Annotated in this window: 17 protein-coding genes; 11 read left to right on the forward strand and 6 right to left on the reverse strand. The window is 69.6% G+C overall.

Going from position 1 to position 19010, the window contains the following annotated elements:
• Positions 1-145: 145 nt before the first annotated feature.
• Positions 146-1189: an FUSC family protein gene (locus QA861_RS15275; protein ID WP_334588871.1), complete on the forward strand. Its 1044-nt coding sequence runs from the start codon at positions 146-148 to the stop codon at positions 1187-1189.
• A gap of 116 nt (positions 1190-1305) precedes the next feature.
• Positions 1306-1854: a hypothetical protein gene (locus tag QA861_RS15280; RefSeq protein WP_334588872.1), complete on the forward strand. Its 549-nt coding sequence runs from the start codon at positions 1306-1308 to the stop codon at positions 1852-1854.
• Positions 1855-1878: 24 nt separating this feature from the next.
• Here the strand turns inward: QA861_RS15280 and QA861_RS15285 are convergent, their stop codons facing one another.
• Positions 1879-3279 carry an alpha/beta hydrolase gene (locus QA861_RS15285; protein ID WP_334588873.1) on the reverse strand — a complete coding sequence of 467 codons (1401 nt, stop codon included), beginning with the start codon at positions 3277-3279 and terminating at the stop codon, positions 1879-1881.
• A gap of 388 nt (positions 3280-3667) precedes the next feature.
• On the opposite strand from QA861_RS15285, the gene fxsA reads away from it, so the two are divergent.
• From fxsA to QA861_RS15310, 5 genes are all read left to right on the forward strand, one after another.
• Positions 3668-3862 carry an FxSxx-COOH cyclophane-containing RiPP peptide gene (fxsA, locus tag QA861_RS15290; protein ID WP_334588874.1) on the forward strand — a complete coding sequence of 65 codons (195 nt, stop codon included), beginning with the start codon at positions 3668-3670 and terminating at the stop codon, positions 3860-3862.
• Between the two features lie 160 nt (positions 3863-4022).
• Positions 4023-5324: a TIR-like protein FxsC gene (locus QA861_RS15295; RefSeq protein ID WP_334588875.1), complete on the forward strand. Its 1302-nt coding sequence runs from the start codon at positions 4023-4025 to the stop codon at positions 5322-5324.
• Complete coding sequence (gene fxsT, locus QA861_RS15300; protein ID WP_334588876.1) at positions 5314-9282, forward strand: FxSxx-COOH system tetratricopeptide repeat protein; 3969 nt, start codon at positions 5314-5316, stop codon at positions 9280-9282. Before QA861_RS15295 ends, fxsT begins: the two co-directional genes overlap by 11 nt.
• Before the next feature lie 90 nt (positions 9283-9372).
• Positions 9373-10632 carry an FxsB family cyclophane-forming radical SAM/SPASM peptide maturase gene (locus tag QA861_RS15305; RefSeq protein WP_443041484.1) on the forward strand — a complete coding sequence of 420 codons (1260 nt, stop codon included), beginning with the start codon at positions 9373-9375 and terminating at the stop codon, positions 10630-10632.
• Positions 10629-12401 (forward strand): AAC(3) family N-acetyltransferase, encoded by a 1773-nt coding sequence (locus QA861_RS15310; RefSeq protein ID WP_334588878.1) that lies wholly within the window; start codon positions 10629-10631, stop codon positions 12399-12401. The genes QA861_RS15305 and QA861_RS15310 overlap by 4 nt, the downstream gene beginning before the upstream one ends.
• Here the strand turns inward: QA861_RS15310 and QA861_RS15315 are convergent.
• Genes QA861_RS15315 through ychF form a run of 3 tightly spaced genes read right to left on the reverse strand, consistent with a single transcriptional unit; the run spans position 12395 to position 13991 of the window.
• Positions 12395-12649 carry a Txe/YoeB family addiction module toxin gene (locus QA861_RS15315; RefSeq protein WP_334588879.1) on the reverse strand — a complete coding sequence of 85 codons (255 nt, stop codon included), beginning with the start codon at positions 12647-12649 and terminating at the stop codon, positions 12395-12397. The two genes, QA861_RS15310 and QA861_RS15315, sit on opposite strands and share 7 nt — an antisense overlap.
• Positions 12646-12873, reverse strand: coding sequence for a type II toxin-antitoxin system Phd/YefM family antitoxin (locus QA861_RS15320; RefSeq protein ID WP_334588880.1), 228 nt, complete (start codon positions 12871-12873; stop codon positions 12646-12648). The genes QA861_RS15315 and QA861_RS15320 overlap by 4 nt, the downstream gene beginning before the upstream one ends.
• Before the next feature lie 29 nt (positions 12874-12902).
• On the reverse strand, positions 12903-13991 hold the full coding sequence (gene ychF / locus QA861_RS15325) for a redox-regulated ATPase YchF (protein ID WP_334588881.1): 1089 nt from the start codon (positions 13989-13991) through the stop codon (positions 12903-12905).
• Positions 13992-14168: 177 nt separating this feature from the next.
• Here ychF and QA861_RS15330 point away from each other — a divergent pair, with 177 nt between their 5' ends.
• On the forward strand, positions 14169-14738 hold the full coding sequence (locus QA861_RS15330) for a DUF6542 domain-containing protein (protein WP_334588882.1): 570 nt from the start codon (positions 14169-14171) through the stop codon (positions 14736-14738).
• Between the two features lie 79 nt (positions 14739-14817).
• Here QA861_RS15330 and ppgK read toward each other — a convergent pair whose 3' ends face one another.
• The gene (ppgK, locus tag QA861_RS15335) at positions 14818-15564 is read right to left on the reverse strand and encodes a polyphosphate--glucose phosphotransferase (RefSeq protein WP_334588883.1); all 747 of its coding nucleotides are present in this window, start codon (positions 15562-15564) and stop codon (positions 14818-14820) included.
• A gap of 29 nt (positions 15565-15593) precedes the next feature.
• The gene (locus QA861_RS15340; RefSeq protein WP_334588884.1) at positions 15594-16622 is read right to left on the reverse strand and encodes a 4-hydroxy-3-methylbut-2-enyl diphosphate reductase; all 1029 of its coding nucleotides are present in this window, start codon (positions 16620-16622) and stop codon (positions 15594-15596) included.
• An 89-nt stretch (positions 16623-16711) separates the two neighbouring features.
• Here QA861_RS15340 and xseA point away from each other — a divergent pair, with 89 nt between their 5' ends.
• The 3 genes from xseA to QA861_RS15355 all read left to right on the forward strand — a co-directional run bounded on the left by xseA (position 16712) and on the right by QA861_RS15355 (position 18960).
• Entirely contained in the window at positions 16712-17956 is a 1245-nt protein-coding gene (xseA, locus tag QA861_RS15345) for an exodeoxyribonuclease VII large subunit (protein WP_334588885.1), read from the forward strand.
• 9 nt (positions 17957-17965) lie between these two features.
• Positions 17966-18229 (forward strand): exodeoxyribonuclease VII small subunit, encoded by a 264-nt coding sequence (locus QA861_RS15350; RefSeq protein ID WP_334588886.1) that lies wholly within the window; start codon positions 17966-17968, stop codon positions 18227-18229.
• A gap of 140 nt (positions 18230-18369) precedes the next feature.
• Positions 18370-18960, forward strand: a complete 591-nt coding sequence (locus tag QA861_RS15355) for a malonic semialdehyde reductase (protein WP_334588887.1) — start codon at positions 18370-18372, stop codon at positions 18958-18960.
• Positions 18961-19010 lie beyond the last annotated feature (50 nt).

Genomic DNA, 19010 nt, shown 5'->3' on the forward strand with positions numbered 1-19010 from the left:
GGAGAACTCGAAGAAGACGAGTAAGGCCAGTAGGGCGAGCAGGGCGAGTTCCTTCGCCTGGCGGTCGGTCACTCGGGAGGTCGACGCCGTGCGGCGCTCTGCTCGCAGGTGCGTTTCCGAGGCCGGGCCTGAGCGGGACACCGCCGTGCAGTCCCTCAAAGCGGCGGGCGCCGCGCTGCTGGCCTGGGCGGTAGCGGGCTGGTGGTGGAACGCGCCCATGGCTCTGCTGGCGCCATGGACAGCGCTGTTTCTCGTCGAGCGCACCGTCTACCGCTCGTTGCTGTCGGCGCTGCAGCAGTTCGCCGTGGTGGTGGCGGGCACTCTCCTGGCCGCCGGGGCGGGTGCGCTGACGCACGACACCATGGCCGCGATGGCATTGGCGCTACCGCTCACCGTGCTGCTCGGGAACTACGCGCGTTTCGGCGCGCAGGGCCTGTACGCGCCCACGGCCGCCCTCTTCGTCCTCGGCTACGGTTCGTACACGGGCGCCGACATCCTGCACCGGCTTCTGGAGACCCTGCTGGGCGCGGTCATCGGCATCTGCGTGAACGCCTTCGTCCTCCCGCCGGTCCACTCCCGCGACGTCCATGACCTGCGGGGGCGACTGCCCGAGGAGTGCGCCGCCCTGCTGCACACCGCCGCCGACGGCCTCCGGGAACCGTACGACCGGGAGGAGGCCCACGGCTGGTACGACAGGGCGGTACGGCTCACCGACGTGGTGACGGACCTGCGGACCGCGCGGCGCTGGTCGGAGGAGGGCCACCGGCTCAATCCCGGGTACCGGCTGCGCCGCTCGGTGTCCACGCCCCCACGGGCGGGCTGGGATCTCACCTGGGACCGTATCGCCGAGGACATCAGGGCGACCATGCGTACGTTGACCGAGGCCGCGGTGCTCCCGGACGGCGTGCCGGACATCCTCGCGACGCTGCTGCGGGCCGCCGGCGACGTCCTCGACCTCCAGGGCAGCGACGGCGACGCCGGCGATCGCCGCCAGGCCGAGGCCGCGGCGACGGGAGCGGCGGCTCACCACCGGCTGACCCACGTACTGGCCGACGTCCACTCCGCGACAACACCCGAGCTGGGTGGCCTGACGGCGGACACACAGCGCCTCCTGGCCGACCTCGCTCCCCTCGTCCCACCTCAGCACGAACCGGCCAGCGGCGCGGCTCGGGAAACGTCCACGACCTGACCGACCTCCCGAGGCGGTGTGAGCGGCCTGCCGGGGGTACTCGCCCTCTCCCCTCTCCTCAATCCGATTCCAAACCGATCCAAGTCATTTCATGTCAGTCCAAGGGAAGTGATCCCATGCACGACCGGCCGAACCGAACCGACACGGACCTGCTCGGCATCTACCTCAACGACCATCTCGCCGGAGCCACCCTCGGCACGGAACGGGCCCGGTCGCTGGCCGAGGCCGAGGCCGAGCGGGACCCGGCGCTCGCCGACGCCGTGGGGCCGGTGTCCGACGAGATAGCCGAGGACCGCGCCGACCTGTTGCGGATCATGCGGTCGCTCGATGTCCCGGTACGGCGCTACAAGATCGTCGCGGGCCGGCTGGCCGAGCGGGCCGGGCGCCTCAAGCCCAACGGCCGGATCGTCCGGCGGTCGCCGCTCGCCCCCATGCTGGAGCTGGAGCTGCTGCGGCTGGGCGTGGAGGGAAAGGCCGCCGCCTGGCGGACGCTGCGCCGCCTGGCCGACACCGACGACCGCCTCGACACCGTGCACCTCGACGGCCTCCTCGGACGCGCCGACCGGCAACTGCAGGTCCTGGAACAGCTGCGCCTTCGCCAGGCCGACGCGACGTTCCAGCCCCGGGCCGAGGCCCTCACCGCAGGCCAGGGGGCGCGCTCCTGAGCGAACACGCCCCGGCCACCGTCGTCAGTGCCGAGCTGCCCGAGCTGTCGGGTGCGCCGATCCGTCGCGGCCGACCGACAGTTGCGCCGGGCGGTACGGGACGTACGCGGCCCCGTCCAGACCGAGCGCGGTGGCCGACTTCTGGAGCGCGGCCGGGGTCGCCACGTCGTCCCAGCGGCCGGTGTCGACTCGGTGTTCGAGGGCGTGCAGGGCGGCCACGGTCTCGGCGGTGGTGAACGTGCAGTGGCCCTGCCGCTCGACGTAGGCCTGCCGCAGCAGCGCACCGTCGCCCGAGGCACGCACACGGGCGGCGAAGCGGGTCTCCTGTTCCACCGGAACGAGGTTGTCGGCGGTGGTGTGGACGTCGAGCAGGGGCACGTCGAGTCCCTGTCCGGCGGAGGACGTCCTCTGCGCGGTGCGGACGGCGGCGGGATCGGCGGTGATCGTGGCCCCCCGGGTCAGTGTGCGCAGGTCCGCGCGCAGATCGAGGCCGGCCGCCTTGTACAGGGCGCGGACCTGGGGCGCGTGCTGGGAATCGGCGAGCAGGTCGGCGTAGTCGACGCCCCTGTTCCAGGAGTTGTTGCCGCCGACGGACTGCTCGATGGCGTACCGGCCGCCCTCGACGAACGACAGGATGCCCTGCGCGAACCACGCGTACTGCTGCTCCTGTTGCCCCGCCCAGTCGGTCGCGGCGGGCCGGTCCTTCCCGGGCGCCCACGCGGGCAGGTTGAGGAAGGCGGCGGCCAGCGCTATCCGGGCGCGGCCCTGCGGGGTGGCCTGGGCGGCGGTGACCGCCTTGGTGAGCAAATCGGCGGTGGCGGCGGCCTCGGCCGAGGTGCCGAACCGTACGAGCTTCACCTCCTGTCCGGGCAGCAGCAGGCGGGCGATCGTGTACTCGGCGTCCAGCTGGTAGTTGTCCAGGTCCGTGGCCCCGGCGACCAGCCCGCACTGGCCGAGCGCGCCGTCGATACGCCCGCCGCCGTCCCGGGCCAGCTGCGCGTTGACGAGCCCGCCCATCGAACTGCCGATGGCCAGCGTGCGCGAGGGTTCGCCGATCTTCGCGGTGACTGCGTCGATGGTGGCGAACTGGCCGCGTTCGGCGCTGTTCAGGGCCCACATCGAGCCGTTCGGGTCGTACGACGACCCGGCCAGCGCATATCCCTTGGCGAGCAGTTCGACGCGTACGGCCTCGGTGGGCGCGTTCCTGGCGACGGTGGGCCCGAAGCCGTGACTGAACAGCAGCAGGGTGCCGTTCCAGCCGTCGGGCACGTCCGCGATCCAGGTGGCGCCGTCGGAAAGGGTGCCGGTGAGATGCCCGGCGACAGCCGCGTCGGACTGGGCGGCCGAGGAGGGAAGGGTGGTGAGCGCGACCGAGGTGAGCGTGGCGAGGACGGCGAGGGCGATGCGCGAGCGGGTACCGGGCATGGGCGGGCTCCTGGTGGGGGGAGGCGGCTCGGGGAGCGGGTCCGGACATGTGCGATCAGATACTCAGTGCACTGAACGAAGACGGACAGGAATGTAGGGCTGTTTTCTTACGGCCGTCAACATAATGCACAACTCTGTTGCGCGCATGGCCTGAATCGACCGAGCCCGAGCCTCAGGACCCTCGACGAGCCGAGGGAGCCGCCGGCGAGTTCACGTAGGGGTTGCCGCAGCGGGTCGCTGTCACCGGTCACCATTGACAAAGGGCACGAATTTCCCTCGTACTGAGCCTCCTGACTGCGTAACGAAGCTGCTCTGCCACTAGGCTCTGTCCCGTCGCCCGGTGCCCCGGAGTGGCACCGGACAACAAGCACGCCCCCACAGTCGGCGCGTGCGGGGTAGAAAGGCACTGCAGGTGCTGAGAGAGACAAGCGGTCCCGAGTACGTCTCGGACCTGGTGGACATCACCGACCTGCCCATGGACGCCCTGGAAGACCTGCCGGACACCGTGCTGGCGTCAGTGCTCCACGACGTGCGATTCCCGTCGGGCGAGAGCTTCGCCGCGTTCTCCTCGGCACTTCTCTGACACGCCGAGACCCTTCTCGCCACCTTTCGGCCAACTATGATCCGTCCCCCCGCTGTGAGTTGAGCCCCGACCCATCGGGGTATCACGTTGCCACGCACATATCCCGGCTCGAAGGCGCGGTGAAACGCCTGCGGCCGAATACGGCAGCCGGGGGGGTGCTTTGGAGCGAGAGCCGTACTTCTTCCTCAGCTATGCGCGCGGGGACGACCGTGGCAGCGCCTTCGTGGGCCGTTTCTACGACGACCTGGTCGAGGAACTGGACCGTCTGGGCGCGGACTGCAGCGGACAGCAGCCGTTCCTCGACATCGAACGCATCGGCCTGGGCATGGACTGGGAGAGCACGCTCGGCAGTGAGATCGGGAACTGCCGGGCCTTGGTCGCCCTGTGCTCGCCCGCGTACGTCAACAGTCTTTACTGCGGCAAGGAATGGGCCGCCTTCGAATCCAGGCTGCTGAAGTACCGCGAGCAGACCGACATAGAGGTACCGGCGCTCATACCGGTCCTGTGGGTCCCCCTGCACCACGCCATGCCGCCGGAGATCAGCAAGTACCAGTACTTCGAACCGGCGATGGGTCAGGAGTACCTGGAGCAGGGGCTGATGGGACTGCTGCGTTCCGCTCCCGGGGGCCGGGCCTACCGGGCCGTCCTGGAACTTGTGGCGAAGCGGGTGCGGCACGTCGCCGATCTCTTCCGGCTGCCCCGCGCGCAGGGGCTCGACCTCCGTACCGTGCGCAGCCCCTTCGAAGGACGAGAGCTCGCGGGACCGGGAGGGCGTACGACGGGTCACGTCCGGGTGTTCATCGCCGCCGGCGTCACCGACCCCCTGCCCACGGGCCGGCAGCGGCGCGAGTACTACGGGCCCTCACCACTCGACTGGACCCCGTACCACCCTCCGATCCACCCCACCGTGGCCTACCGGGCTCAGCGCGTGATCATAGACGAGGGGTGCACGAGCAGCCTCGAAGTCGTCGACGGCGGTCTCGGCGAGAAGCTCGACGAGGCCATGCACCACAACCAGACGTCCGTACTGCTGGTCGATGCGTGGGCCGCCCGGGAAAGCCAGTACCGCGCACCGCTGTCCGACTACGACCGGCAGAACCACCCCGTCACCGGAGTACTCGTCCCGTGTCACGACACGGACGAGGAATCCGGCGACGAGGAGCTGTGGACCGACGTTCAGCAGGTCTTCAGACGCAACTGGATGCGACGCAACGACCCCTACGATCCGCTGTTCCAGGTCCAGGTCGAAAGACACCGGTTCGAGGACCGGCTGGCCCGGATGGTGGTCGTCGCGCAGAACCGTCTCATGGAGAAGGCCGTCCCGCGCCGGCTGCCCGTCGGGCTGTCGGCACCGCCCATGCCGGGCCTCAGCGTCCCGTTCACACCAGCGTCCCGCACCGACGACCCGACCGATCCGCCGGGTCGTACGCCCCTGCAGAAGGATCAGGACGATGAGCACTGAGGCCGAGGCTCAGGACACCGGCAGGATTGTCACCTTCTATTCGTACAAAGGTGGCACAGGCCGCACGATGGCTTTGGTCAACGTCGGCTGGATCATGGCCAGCAACGGCAAGAGGGTGCTGCTGGTCGACTGGGACCTGGAGGCCCCCGGACTGCACCGCTACCTGCGCCCCTTCCTCCTCGATCCGAAGCTGCGGGACACCGACGGCCTGATCAACATGGTGAACTCCTTCGTCGGACAGGTGATGCGCCCCGGGCCGCTGGAACCCGGCGCCGGGACCACCGTGATGAGTGACGAAGAACTGCGTTCCCACGCACGGCTCGGCCCTCGCGTCACCGGCCTGGACCTGCGGTTCCCGGCGGGCGGCCGGCTCGACTTCCTGCCTGCGGGGCGGATGTCCCCCTCGTACTCGGCGGACGTCACCAGCTTCAACTGGCGCGCGTTCTACGAGCGTCTGGGTGGCGGCTCGTTCCTTCAGGCGCTGCGGGAGGAGATGAAGGCGTCGTACGACTACGTCCTCATCGACAGTCGCACGGGCGTCAGCGACATCTCGGGGATCTGCACCACCCTGATGCCGGACGTCCTCGTCGACGGGTTCGTCCTGAACCACCAGAGCATCGAGGGCGGCCTGGATGTCGCCCAGTCCGTGGCGGCGGAGGTGCGCCACCCCGTGCGTATCCTCCCCGTGCCCATGCGCGTCGAGGACGGCGAGCAGGAACTGCTCGAATGGGGCCGCGACCTGGCTCGCGCGGAGTTCGGACCGTTCCTCTCCTGGCTCGTCGAACCGGAGCACGACCAGTACTGGGGAGATGTCGAGATCCCCTACAAGAAGTACTACGCCTACGCCGAGATCCCGTCCACGGTCCGGGACCGGCCCTCCCAGCCGGGCAACCTGCTCGCGGCCTTCGAGCGACTCACCGCGTGGATCACCGACGGCCAGGTGCGCTCCCTCGTCCCCCATCCGGAGGAAGAACGGCTGCGGATGCGTGCCGTCTACCTCGACCCCAGGACGTCATGGCCGCGCATCCACGTCAGCTACGCACCGGCCGACCGCATGTGGGCGGAATGGGTCGCGGCCCGGCTGGAAGCCACCGGATACCAGGTTTCGCTGCACAGCACCGCCGAGCCGGGCACCGGGACGCTGCCCGAGGTCGTCCCGGTGCTGAAGGGACGGGGAAGGCTGCTCGCCCTGCTCTCCCCCGAGTACCTGGCCCAGCGGCGCACTCAGGACATCTGGACCCAGTTGAAAGGCCACGAGAGCGCCAAGGGGGCGCTGCTGGCGGTACGCGTCCAGGAGTTCGAACCCACGGCCCGGGACCCCTTCAGGGGTCGCTTCGCCGCCGACCTCACCCATTGCACTCCCGAGGAGGCGGAGACCCAGTTGCTGTCGGCCGTCGGCCCGGTCCGCCGCACGCGCGTCCCGGACGGCGGCGTGACGGTCACCGGCACAGCGGTACCGCCGTTTCCTGGTACGTCCCCCACAGTGCAGCGCGTTCCCTCCAGGAACGTCTCGTTCACCGGCCGGGGTTTCCTGCTGGAGAGGCTGCGCAACGGCTTCACCTCCGGCAGTACGACACAGGTTCTCTACGGGCTCGGCGGGGTGGGTAAAACCCAGATCGCCCAGGAATACGCACATCGATTCAAAGCGGCCTATGACGTGGTCTGGTGGGTCACCGCCGCGCAACCCGGTCTGATCCGCCCGGCCCTCGCCGATCTCGCGCCGCGCCTCGGCCTGGAGGTCGGCGAGGACATGACGAGCACAGCGGAGTCGGTGCTGAGGGCGCTGCGACGGGGTGAGCCGTTCGACCGCTGGCTTCTGGTCTACGACAACGCCGGACGCCCCGAACAGCTTGCGGAGTTCATCCCGACCGGGCCGCCCGGCGGGCACGTCCTGCTCAGTTCCCGCGACCGGACCTGGGTGAACGACGCGGGGCTGGTCGAGGTCGAGGTGTTCCAGCGTCAGGAGAGCACCGACCTGCTGCACCGCCTCAACACCGGGCTCACAGCCTCCGACGCGGAAAGGGTGGCCAGGGAACTGGGCGACCTGCCGCTGGCCGTGGCCCAGGCCGCGGTCTGGCTGAGCGAGAGCAGCATGCCGGTGGCCACCTATCTGGCGCTGCTCAAGGACCGCCTCACCGAGGTGTTGCAGACCACCCAGTTACCGGCACGGGACTATCCCCACTCCGCCGCTGCGACCTGGCTTCTGGCGGTGGACGAACTACGCCGGGTCAACCAGGCGGCGGCCGAGATGCTGGAGATCTGCTCCTTCTTCGGACCTGACCCCATTCCCCTGCGACTCCTGTACAGCAAAGCCGTCACCAAGGCGCTGACCCTGCCCTCGGGTGAGCCCCGCGACGAGATGGCCGTCGCCCAACTGGTGCGTGCCATCAATCGGTTCGGCCTCGCCAAGAGCGACCAGAGCAGTGCGACCCTCACGGTGCACCGGCTGGTGCAGGCCGTCATCCGCGAACAGGTCGACGACGAACGCACACCGCAGGCCCGCGGTGTGGTGCACGCCGCGCTGGTCGACGCCGACCCGGGCGACCCCGACGTACCCGGGGACTGGGACCGCTATGCGGAACTGTTGCCCCATCTGCGGCCCAGCCTGGCCGCCGAGAGTCCGGACCCCGAGGTGCGCAAGTGGGTCACCGACTCGGTGCGCTACCTGTGGAAACGCGGCCTGCACACCGACGGCCAAGAGCTCGCGGAAAGCACACTGGACCGCTGGGAGGAATGCGGCATCGGGCACCCCGACGACCCCCAGACCCTGATGCTGCGCATCCAGCTCGGCAACCTCCGCCGCTCGAGAGGGCAGCTGGGAAAGGCCTACGAGACCGACCAGGACACCTTCGAGCGGTTCCACCGCACCAAGGGCCCGGACTACGCGCACACGCTCGCGGCCGCCGGGAACGTCGCCGCCGACCTGCGCGCGCTGGGCCGCTACCTGGAGGCCCGGGAACTCGACCGACATACCCTCGACGGGGCCCTGCGGACACTGGGCGACGACCACCCGCGCACCCTCATGTACACCAACAACCTCGGTATGTCGGAGTACCTCGCTGGCGATCGCCGGGCGGCCCTGGCCCTCCACGAACACGCCTACCGGCAACAGAGCGAGACACGCGGCCGGGACAACTTCTACTCCCTGCTGTTCGCCAGCAACTACGCCCGGGACCTGCGCGAGACGGGCAGTCTGAGGGAAGCCCTGGAACTGCTGCGCACCACCGTCCAGTGGTACGAGCAGACCCTCGGCGAGGGTCACATGGAGACGCTGAGGACGCGCCGCAACCTCGCCGTGGCCCTGCGCCGGGCCGGGGACTACGAACAGGCGAGAAAGATCGACGAGGACATCCACTCGCGGTACGTCGAGGCACACGGCACCGAGCACACGGACACGCTCGCCGCGGCCGTCGGTCTCGCCTGCGATCTGGCGGCGCTCGGCGAGCCGGATCGAGCACGGCAGCTGGCCGAACGGGCGAAGGACCGCTACAGCACCTACCTGGGGGCGGAACATCCCGTCACTCTGGCCTGCTCCACCAACCTCTCGGTCTACCGGCGGTTGACGGGCAGTCCGGACTCCGCACGCGAGTTGTCCCACAAAGCTCTGCACCAGATGGCACAGATCGTCGGGACGAGTCACCCGTACAGCCTCAGCTGCATGATCAATCACGCGAACGACCTCGCCCTGGCCGGCGACCTGGAAGAGGCCGCCGAGCTGGACCGGCGTGCGCGACGGTACTTCCTCGACATCCTGGGCCCCGACCACTACGACACCATCAACATCACCGCCAACCTGGGTCTGAGCCTGGCCGCGATCGGCCAGACCGAGGAGGCGGGGCAGTTGGCGGTGGAGGCCGCGCGAAGGGCCCGGGACAAGCTGGGAGAGGCGCATCCCACGACCCGGACAATACTGTCCGGAAAACGGCTCGATTCGGACATCGAACCGCCGACCACCTGATCAGGCGACGTCATTCGCGCCGAGAGCCACACAGCCCTCACGGGGTACCTATGATGGGCTCTTTCCTCCACCGCCATACCAGAGCGATCGATGCCGATGTCCGCCACCAACGCCCCGCCCGCCACCCCGGACAGCGGGGCGGAGTCCGTGCCCTTCCGACAGTTCCTGCTGAAGATCCACAGCCGGTGCAACCTGGCCTGCACGTACTGCTACATGTACGAGGCGGCCGACCAGAGCTGGCGGCAAAAGCCCAGGAGCATGACTCCGGCGACGGTGCGGCGGGCGTCGCGGTTGATGGCCGAACACGCCGCGGAGCACGGACTGTCCGAGGTGCACGTGGTGCTGCACGGGGGCGAGCCCCTCCTGGTCGGGGCGGAGCGCCTGGAAGCCCTCCTCGGGACCGTCACGGACGCGCTGGCCGGAATCGCCACGCCGCGCTTCACCCTGCAGACCAACGGCATCCGGCTCGCCGAGGACCCGCGGCTGCTCCCCGTCCTTGACCGTCACGGGGTCCGGATCGGGGTGAGCCTGGACGGCACCCCCGCCGCACACGACCGGCATCGCCGGCGGGCCGACGGGCGAGGCAGCCACGCCGCCACCGTCCGCGCGCTCGAACTGCTGATGGAACCGGCCCACCGGCACCTGTTCGCCGGCCTGTTGTGCGTGATCGACCCCACCACCGATCCGCTGGAGACGTACGACGCGCTCCTGCGGTTCACTCCGCCCCGGCTGGACCTGTTACTCCCCCATGGGACCTGGCAGGCTCCGCCGCCCGGGCTCGCCGCGCGGATCTCTCCGCCCACGGCTCCGCCCGCACCGGGCGCCACGCGTCCGGCTCCGTACGCCGACTGGCTGCGCGTGGTCTTCGACCGCTGGTACGGCGCCCCGAGCCGGGAGACCGGCATCCGGCTGTTCGAGGAGATCATGGTGCTGCTGCTCGGCGGTACCGCCCGTAGCGAGGTGGTCGGTCTCACACCCGTCGACCTCGTCGTCGTGGAGACCGACGGGGCGATCGAGCAGGCCGACTCGCTCAAGGTGAGCTATCCCGGGGCGCCCGAGACCGGGTTGCACGTGTTCCGCGACACCTTCGCCGACGCCGCCGCGCATCCCGCCTTCCGCGCCCGGCAGCGCGGCTTGAGCGGGCTCGGCCCCGTCTGCCGCTCCTGCGCCCGCTCCCGCGTGTGCGGCGGCGGCCTGTACGCCCACAGATACTTTCCCGAAGCCACCCCGGTCTTCTCGGCTCCCTCCGTGTACTGCGACGACCTGGCGGTACTGGTCGACCACATCGGCGCCCGGCTGCGCCGGGACATCGCCGCACTGACCGTGCCCCGACCGAAGGCGTCCCGATGAGAGCAGCGACGGGGCAGGGGGCTGGTTTCGCACCACGCCCCGGCCAGGATCTCGTCCCGCACACCGTCCCCGACCTCGTCTTCAGAGCCCTGGCCCGCGCCCGCGGCGGTGCGACCGCCGTGGACCTGCTCCGGAGCGGGCAGCTGAGCAAACGCATGCTGATGGCGCGGGCCCTGCGCCAGGCGGCAGACGGGCGCCCGGAGGAGGGCGCGGCAGAAGCGGCGTACCGCGGCCTGGTCGAACTGAACCGGCGGGACCGCGCGGCTTGGCGCGAGGTCATGCTGCACCCCTACCTGGACGAGGGACTGACCCGCACTCTCACCGCGCTGGAGCGCGGACTGCCCGCTGATCTGCGGTGGTTGGAACAACTGACGGCGGACCCAGACCGGCGGGCATGGCACCGCGTCGACGCCGTCTGTGACGGCATGGCGCTCGAACTGCGACTCGCCGACCACGGCCCCTTCCGTGAGGCACACGGTCACGAACTCGCCGAACCACTCACGGCCGCACAGACACGAGAGTGGACACAGGCGCTGCGTGCCGCCTGGACCGTGCTCGTGCGGCGGCACCCCTGGCACGCGCAGACCATCGCCGCCGGCCTGACCACCGTGGTCCCGCTGCTTCCCGACCACGACGGCACCGAGGTGAGTTCGGCGGCCCGTCGCGCCTTCGGAGCCGTCGCCGCCTCCCTCCCCGACGACCCGGTGCTTCTCGCACTGACTCTCGTGCACGAGTTTCTGCACGTCCAACTCGGCGCGCTGCTCGACCTGTTGCCGCTGCACGGCCCTCCGACGGACGCCCGCTACCACGCCCCGTGGCGGCTCGATCAGCGGCCCGTCGGAGCGCTGCTCCAGGGGACGTACGCGCATCTGGGCGTGACGGACTTCTGGCGCACCGAACTCGCCTCCGGGACGGGAGACGAGCGTGCCCGACGTGAGTACGACACCTGGCGCGAGCACACCGACACCGCCGCCCGCACTCTGCTCGAAAGCGGCGAACTTCTGCCCGCAGGCAGGCGGTTCGTGACGGAGCTGCGTGAGGCCGTGCGTCGTCGGCTCGGGCCGGCCGGGGCGCTGCGCGGCAGAGCGGACCTCGTCCATGACCTTCGCGGACTGGGACTCCGGGCCGGAGACACCGTCCTCGTGCACTCCGCCCTGAGTACCGTCGGGCCCGTCTCAGGCGGCGCGGACACCATGGTGAGCGCGCTGTCGGAAGTCCTCGGACCCGACGGGACGCTCGTGATGCACACCCCGACACCCGCCGGCGCCCGCGCCCGGACGCCCTCGTCCGCCCCGTACACCGCACCGGGCTTCGGCGTCGGCGTCGGCGTCCTGGCCGAGACGGTACGGACCCGGTCCGCCGCCCTGCACAGCGCTCATCCGTGGAGTGCCTTCACGGCGCTGGGCGCCCAGGCGGACCACATCACCTCCGACCACTCCCCCGACTGCTCCCTGGGCGAGGAGTCACCGCTCGGCAGACTGGAGAAGCTCGACGCCCGAGTGCTGTTGATGGGCGTCGGTTTCGAGGCGTGCACCGCGTTCCACCTGGCGGAGTACCGCATCCCGAGCCGTCTTACGGGCTCCCACGAAGGTGCCGGAACACTCCTGGACTCCTCCCCGTTCGCGGCGGTGGGGGCCGCCTACGAGGCGACCGGAGCGGTGCGCTCGGGCCTGGTCGGTCATGCCCACTGCCGGCTGTTCGACCTCGCTGACGCCGTCGCGTTCGCCGTCGGACGGCTGGCGGACAGCGCCTCCTGCGGCAGTCAGTAGTGATAACGGGCTGCGAGGATCACGATCTCCTTGTCCGTCACTAGATAGACAAGGCGGTGCTCGTCGTCGATCCGTCTCGACCACACCCCGGGCAAGTGGTCTTTGAGCGGCTCGGGCTTGCCGATCCCCGTGAAGGGGTCACGCTTGACGTCTTCGATGAGCTTGTTGATCCGAGCGAGCATCTTGCGGTCGTTCTTGAGCCAGGACGTGTGGTCCTCCCAGCCCTGATCCTCGAAGACAAGCCTCACTCGGTACCCACAGCCGGTTCCACCGCATCCGGGTCGATCAGCTCGCGCTCCGACACGTCGACGTTGCTCAGCGCATTCTCGTACGCCTTGAGCAGCCGCCGGGCGTTCACGGGTGAACGCAGCAGATACGAGCCCTCGCGCAGCGCCGCGTAGTCCTCGGCGGAGACGAAGCAAAGAGTGAAGGGCCCGACTCCGATGAGCCGGACCCCTCCTGACCTGCGCATTCAACAAAGGCGACGTGCTGGAATCGCGCCTAGACGTTGAACCGGAACTCCACCACGTCCCCGTCCTGCATCACGTACTCCTTGCCCTCCATGCGGGCCTTGCCCTTGGCGCGGGCCTCGGCGACCGAGCCCATTTCCACCAGGTCCTCGAAGGAGATGACCTCCGCCTTGATGAAACCCTTCTGGAAGTCGGTGTGGATGACTCCGGCGGCCTCGGGGGCGGTGGCGCCCTTCTTGATGGTCCAGGCGCGGGATTCCTTGGGGCCGGCCGTCAGGTAGGTCTGCAGGCCCAGGGTGTCGAAGCCGACGCGGGCCAGGGTGGCCATGCCGGGCTCCTCGACACCCACCGACTCCAGAAGCTCCATAGCCTCCTCCTCGTCGAGCTCGGCGAGGTCCGCCTCCAGCTTGGCGTTGAGGAAGATCGCCTCGGCGGGGGCGACCAGGGCGCGCTGCTCGGCCTTGAAGGCCTCGTCGACCAGTTCGTCCTCGTCGACGTTGAAGACGTAGAGGAAGGGCTTGGTGGTGAGGAGGTGCAGGTCGTGGAGGAGTTCCTCGTTGCCGGAGCCCTGGACGATGCCCGCGGAGAACAGGGTGTCGCCTCGCTCCAGGATGTCCTTCGCCGCCTCGACCGCGGCGACCTTCGGACCGATGTCCTTCTTGATGCGCGACTCCCGCTGGAGGCGCGGCAGGACCTTCTCGATCGTCTGGAGGTCCGCGAGGATCAGCTCGGTGTTGATCGTCTCGATGTCGTCCTTCGGCGAGACCTTGCCGTCGACATGCACGACGTTCTCGTCCTGGAAGGCGCGGATGACCTGGCAGATCGCGTCCGACTCGCGGATGTTCGCGAGGAACTTGTTGCCCAGGCCCTCGCCCTCCGAGGCGCCCTTCACGATGCCCGCGATGTCGACGAAGTCGACCGTCGCCGGAAGGATCTTCTGCGAGCCGAAGATCTCGGCCAACTTCGCGAGACGCGCGTCCGGGACACCGACCACGCCGACGTTCGGTTCGATCGTGGCGAACGGGTAGTTGGCCGCCAGCACGTCGTTCTTGGTCAGGGCGTTGAACATGGTCGACTTGCCGACATTCGGCAGACCGACGATTCCGATCGTGAGCGACACGTTGCGACTTCCCGTACGAGAGGAGGGTGAGGAGGGTGGAGACGATCCCTCAGTCTACGGGCTGACGAAACCCCCACCCGGCGCCCTGTCGAACGCTTGGACAAGGTCTGTCCGAGAGTCCCTCTGTCGGCGTGTCTGAGGGGCCGTTCCATGTACGGGCCGACCTAGGTTGGTCCAGTGGAGCAACACAGGATCCGACACCGTCCCCCGCACTCCGGCCCCGCCCGGCCCGGCCGCGGCGCCTCGGCGGACCCGCGCGGCGGCCGGGCCGGCGGGCAGGCGGCGGCCGGATCCCGGCGTCCCCCGGCCACCGCGCGGCGCTCCGCCCCGCCGGTCGTGCGGGCCCTGCGCCGGATGCCCAACCCCCGGCTCACCGGGCTCGGCGGCGGGCTGTTCTGTGCCGCGGTGATGTTCGCGCTCGGCTGTCTCGACCAGTTGCTTTTCGAGGCGTCCCTGACTGCGTACGGAGTGCTGTTCCTGCCGGTGTGCGCACTGACCGCGGCATGGGTACGGGGCGCCGACCTGGTGATCGCGCCCGTCGTCGTACCCATCGCCTTCACCGTGGGCCTGCTCCCCGTGGCCGACGGCGACGGCGGGTTCTTCTCCCAACTGATGGGCATCGTCACCGCGCTCGCCACCCAGGCCGGCTGGTTGTACGGGGGGACGCTCGTCGCGGGTGTCATCGCGACCGTACGGAAGATCCGCCTGATGAACCGCCGGCCGGGACGGACCCGTATGCCGGTGTGAGCCGCCCCCTCGGTCGCCTGGCTTCCCCAGGGACCAAGGGGGCCGGAGTTCTCCGGTCACGACTCCGTTACGACTCCCTTTACGACTCCTTCGCCGCCCGCATCGCCGCGCCCACGATCCCGGCGTTGTTCTGGAGCTGCGCGGGGACGATCTCCGCCCTGATGCCCTCGATCAGCGGCAGGAACTTCTGCGACTTGCGGCTGACGCCGCCGCCGATGATGAACAGCTCGGGGGAGAACAGCATCTCCACATGGGCCAGGTACTTCTGGACACGGTGGGCCCAGTGTTCCCACGTCAGTTCGTTGTCGTCCTTGGCCTTGGTGGACGCCCGGGTCTCCGCGTCGTGGCCGTGCAGTTCCAGGTGGCCCAGTTCCGTGTTCGGAACCAGGACACCCTCGACGAAGAGGGCGCTGCCGATGCCCGTACCGAAGGTGAGGAGGGCGACCGTGCCTCTGCGGTCGCGGCCCGCGCCGAACTGCATCTCGGCGACGCCCGCCGCGTCCGCGTCGTTCAGCACCGTCACCGGGAGGCCGCCCAGGCGGTCGCTCAGCAACGCGCGCGCGTCCCTGTCGATCCAGTTCTTGTCGACGTTCGCCGCCGTACGGATCGTCGAGCCGCCCGTGACCACGCCCGGGAACGTGATCCCGACCGGGCCCGTCCACCCGAAGTGGTCGACGACCTCCTTCACGCCGTCCGCCACCGCGTCGGGGGTGGCCGGGTGCGGGGTCAGCACCTTGAAGCGCTCCTCCGCGAGGTCGCCCCTGTCCAGGTCCACAGGGGCGCCCTTGATCCCTGACCCACCGATGTCCACGCCGAAGATGTGCATGGCTCTACGTTACGGCGTACGACTGACAGTCACTCACCCGAGGGGGTGGTCGCGGGCGCCGCGCCCGTGCGGCGGGCCACCAGCTCGGCCGCCTCCGCCCGCAGGTCGCGGCGCAGCTCCTTCGGCAGCGAGAACGTGATGGACTCCTCGGCCGCCTTGACGAGCTCCACGTCCTCGAAGCCACGCGTCGACAGCCACTCCAGGACCTGCTCGACGAGGATCTCGGGGACCGACGCGCCCGAGGTGACGCCGACCGTCGACACGCCGTCCAGCCAGGCCTCGTCGATCTCGTCGGCGAAGTCCACGAGGTACGCCTCGCGGGAGCCGGCGAGCTTCGCGACCTCGACCAGCCGGACCGAGTTCGAGGAGTTCTTGGAGCCGACGACGATCACCAGCTCCGCCTCCTCGCCCATCTGCTTCACCGCGAGCTGACGGTTCTGGGTGGCGTAGCAGATGTCGTCGCTGGGCGGGGAGATGAGCAGCGGGAACTTCTCCTTGAGGGCGTCGACGGTCTCCATCGTCTCGTCCACGGAGAGGGTGGTCTGGGACAGCCAGACGACCTTCGACTCGTCGCGGACCTCGACCTTGGCGACGTCCTTCGGACCGTCGACCAGGGTGATGTGGTCGGGGGCCTCGCCGGAGGTGCCGATGACCTCCTCGTGGCCCTCGTGACCGATCAGGAGGATGTCGTAGTCCTCGCTCGCGAAGCGGACGGCTTCCTTGTGGACCTTGGTGACGAGGGGGCAGGTCGCGTCGATGGTCGCGAGTTTGCCGGCGGCGGCCTCGTCGTGGACGACGGGGGCGACACCGTGCGCGGAGAACATGACGATGGACCCCTCGGGGACCTCCGCGGTCCGCTCGACGAAGATCGCGCCCTTCTTTTCGAGGGTTTGTACGACGTATTTGTTGTGCACGATCTCGTGCCGGACGTAGATGGGCGCCCCGTACTGTTCGAGGGCCTTCTCGACGGCGATCACGGCGCGGTCCACGCCCGCGCAGTAGCCCCGGGGGGCGGCGAGCAGGACACGGCGGCCAGACGAAGCGGTCATGTGAACCATCGTAAGGCCAGGTGCGGCAACGATTGTGTGGATTTCGCCGCTGGAGGTGCGGGCCGGTCGTTGTCAGTCCTGGCCGTTAGTCTCGCGGTATGGCTCTCAACACATCCGCTGACGCTCCGCTGCCTGTCGGTGAGGTGTCGCGGCTCATCGGGAGGTGGATCGACCGGCTCGGCGCCGTGTGGGTCGAGGGGCAGATCACCCAGCTGTCGCGGCGGCCGGGCGCCGGCGTGGTGTTTCTGACGTTGCGTGACCCCTCGCACGACATCTCCGTCGCCGTCACCTGCTTTCGGCAGGTGTTCGACGACGTCGCGGATGTGGTGAGCGAAGGGGCCCGTGTCGTCGTACTCGCCAAGCCCGAGTGGTACGCGCCGCGAGGGCAGTTGTCACTGCGGGCCACCGAGATACGGCCCGTGGGGGTCGGGGAACTGCTCGTCCGCCTGGAGCAGTTGAAGAAGGCCCTGGGCAACGAGGGGCTGTTCGCCGCCGAGCGGAAGAAGGCGCTGCCCTTTCTGCCGCACCTCGTCGGGCTCGTGTGCGGGCGCGCCTCCGCGGCCGAGCGGGACGTCCTGGAGAACGCCCGCCGACGCTGGCCCGCCGTCCGTTTCGAGGTGCGCAACGTCGCCGTACAGGGCGTGCACGCCGTACCGCAGGTCGTCCAGGCCGTGAAGGAGCTCGACGACCTCGACGAGGTGGATGTGATTGTCGTGGCTCGCGGTGGCGGGAGCGTGGAGGATCTGCTGCCCTTCTCCGACGAGCAGCTCGTACGGGCGGTCGCCGCCTGTCGTACGCCCGTCGTCTCCGCCATCGGGCACGAACCCGACCATCCGCTCCTCGACTACGTGGCGGATCTGCGGGCGTCCACTCCCACCGACGCCGCCAAGAAGGTCGTACCCGACGTGGGCGAGGAGTACGAGCGGGTGCGGTTGCTGCTCGATCGGGCCCGGCGGTCCGTCCACGCCTTCGTCGAGCGGGAGGAGCGAGGGCTCGCGCACGCCCTTGCCCGGCCGGCCATGGAGGATCCGCACCGGATGATCGACGAACGGGCCGACCATGTCGCCTCCCTCACCGAACGGGCGCGGCGCACCCTCGGCCATCTCCTCGACCGCGCCGATTCCGAGCTGTCGCACACCCACGCGCGCGTGGTGGGCCTCTCCCCCGCCTCGACCCTGCGGCGCGGGTACGCCGTGCTGCAGCGGCCCGACGGACACGTGGTCCGGGATCCGGACGAGGTGGCGGCCGACGAGACGTTGCGGGCGCGGGTCGCCGAGGGCGAGTTCACTGTCCGGGTCGATGTTGCCGATGTTGCCGATGTTGCCGATGTTGCCGATGTTTAGGGTGTGCGCATGACCAGCAACGTGAGTGAGGCGCTCGGCTACGAGCAGGCGCGGGACGAGCTGATCGAGGTCGTACGGCGGCTGGAGGTGGGCGGTACGACGCTGGAGGAGTCCCTCGCCCTCTGGGAGCGCGGCGAGGAACTGGCCAAGGTGTGCCGGCAGTGGCTGGAGGGGGCGCGCAAGCGGCTCGACGCGGCCCTGGCCGAGGGATCGTCGGCGGGGGACCGCGAGGAGGACGACTCTTCCTCCGGCTCCGGCTCCGGCTCCGAGTGACCTGGTGGTGGTCCCGTCTCGTTTTCTGTGAAGAGGATCACCATCCATCACCTTTTGTTGAACCTTGAACTTCTTCTTTGTACTGTCGATGTCGTCAGCTGATCCCGCCGGATCCGACGCACGTCTACAGAAGGTCTGCCATGTCTCTCGTTCTTGACCCCGCCGCCCAGGACCTCCTGTTCCGCGAGGCCCGTACCGCCAACACGTTCACCGACGAGCCGGTGTCGGACGAGCAGATGCAGGCGATCTACGACCTGGTCAAGTACGGCCCGACCGCGTTCAACCAGACCCCGCTGCGCATCACCCTGGTCCGCTCCGCCGAGGCCCGCGAGCGCCTCGTGCAGCACATGGCCGAGGGCAACCAGGCGAAGACCGCCACCGCGCCGCTGGTCGCGATCCTCTCCGCCGACAACGAGTTCCACGAGGAGCTGCCGGCCCTCTTCCCGGCCTTCCCCCAGGCCAAGGACCTCTTCTTCGCCGAGCGTTCCTCCCGTGAGGGTGCCGCCGGTCTCAACGCCGCCCTGCAGGCCGCGTACTTCATCATCGGCGTGCGCGCCGCCGGCCTCGCCGCCGGCCCGATGACCGGCCTGGACTTCGCGGGCGTCCAGAAGGAGTTCCTGGACGGTGACCACACCCCGCTGATGGTCATCAACATCGGCAAGCCGGGCGCCGACGCCTGGTACCCGCGCTCCCCCCGTCTGGCGTACGACGAGGTCATCACCACCGTCTGACGTCCCACGCCGACGTACGGGCGCATAGCGACGCGTTCATGACTGAGGCC

The organism is Streptomyces sp. B21-083, assembly GCF_036898825.1.
Lineage (GTDB): Bacteria > Actinomycetota > Actinomycetes > Streptomycetales > Streptomycetaceae > Streptomyces.

Coding starts and splice junctions, on each gene's coding strand:
- QA861_RS15280 (WP_334588872.1), top strand. CDS start 1,306: ATGCACGACCGGCCGAACCGAACCGACACGGACCTGCTCGGCATCTAC.
- QA861_RS15285 (WP_334588873.1), bottom strand. CDS start 3,279: ATGCCCGGTACCCGCTCGCGCATCGCCCTCGCCGTCCTCGCCACGCTC.
- fxsT (WP_334588876.1), top strand. CDS start 5,314: ATGAGCACTGAGGCCGAGGCTCAGGACACCGGCAGGATTGTCACCTTC.
- QA861_RS15305 (WP_443041484.1), top strand. CDS start 9,373: ATGCCGATGTCCGCCACCAACGCCCCGCCCGCCACCCCGGACAGCGGG.
- QA861_RS15310 (WP_334588878.1), top strand. CDS start 10,629: ATGAGAGCAGCGACGGGGCAGGGGGCTGGTTTCGCACCACGCCCCGGC.
- QA861_RS15320 (WP_334588880.1), bottom strand. CDS start 12,873: ATGCGCAGGTCAGGAGGGGTCCGGCTCATCGGAGTCGGGCCCTTCACT.
- ppgK (WP_334588883.1), bottom strand. CDS start 15,564: ATGCACATCTTCGGCGTGGACATCGGTGGGTCAGGGATCAAGGGCGCC.
- QA861_RS15340 (WP_334588884.1), bottom strand. CDS start 16,622: ATGGTTCACATGACCGCTTCGTCTGGCCGCCGTGTCCTGCTCGCCGCC.
- xseA (WP_334588885.1), top strand. CDS start 16,712: ATGGCTCTCAACACATCCGCTGACGCTCCGCTGCCTGTCGGTGAGGTG.
- QA861_RS15350 (WP_334588886.1), top strand. CDS start 17,966: ATGACCAGCAACGTGAGTGAGGCGCTCGGCTACGAGCAGGCGCGGGAC.
- QA861_RS15355 (WP_334588887.1), top strand. CDS start 18,370: ATGTCTCTCGTTCTTGACCCCGCCGCCCAGGACCTCCTGTTCCGCGAG.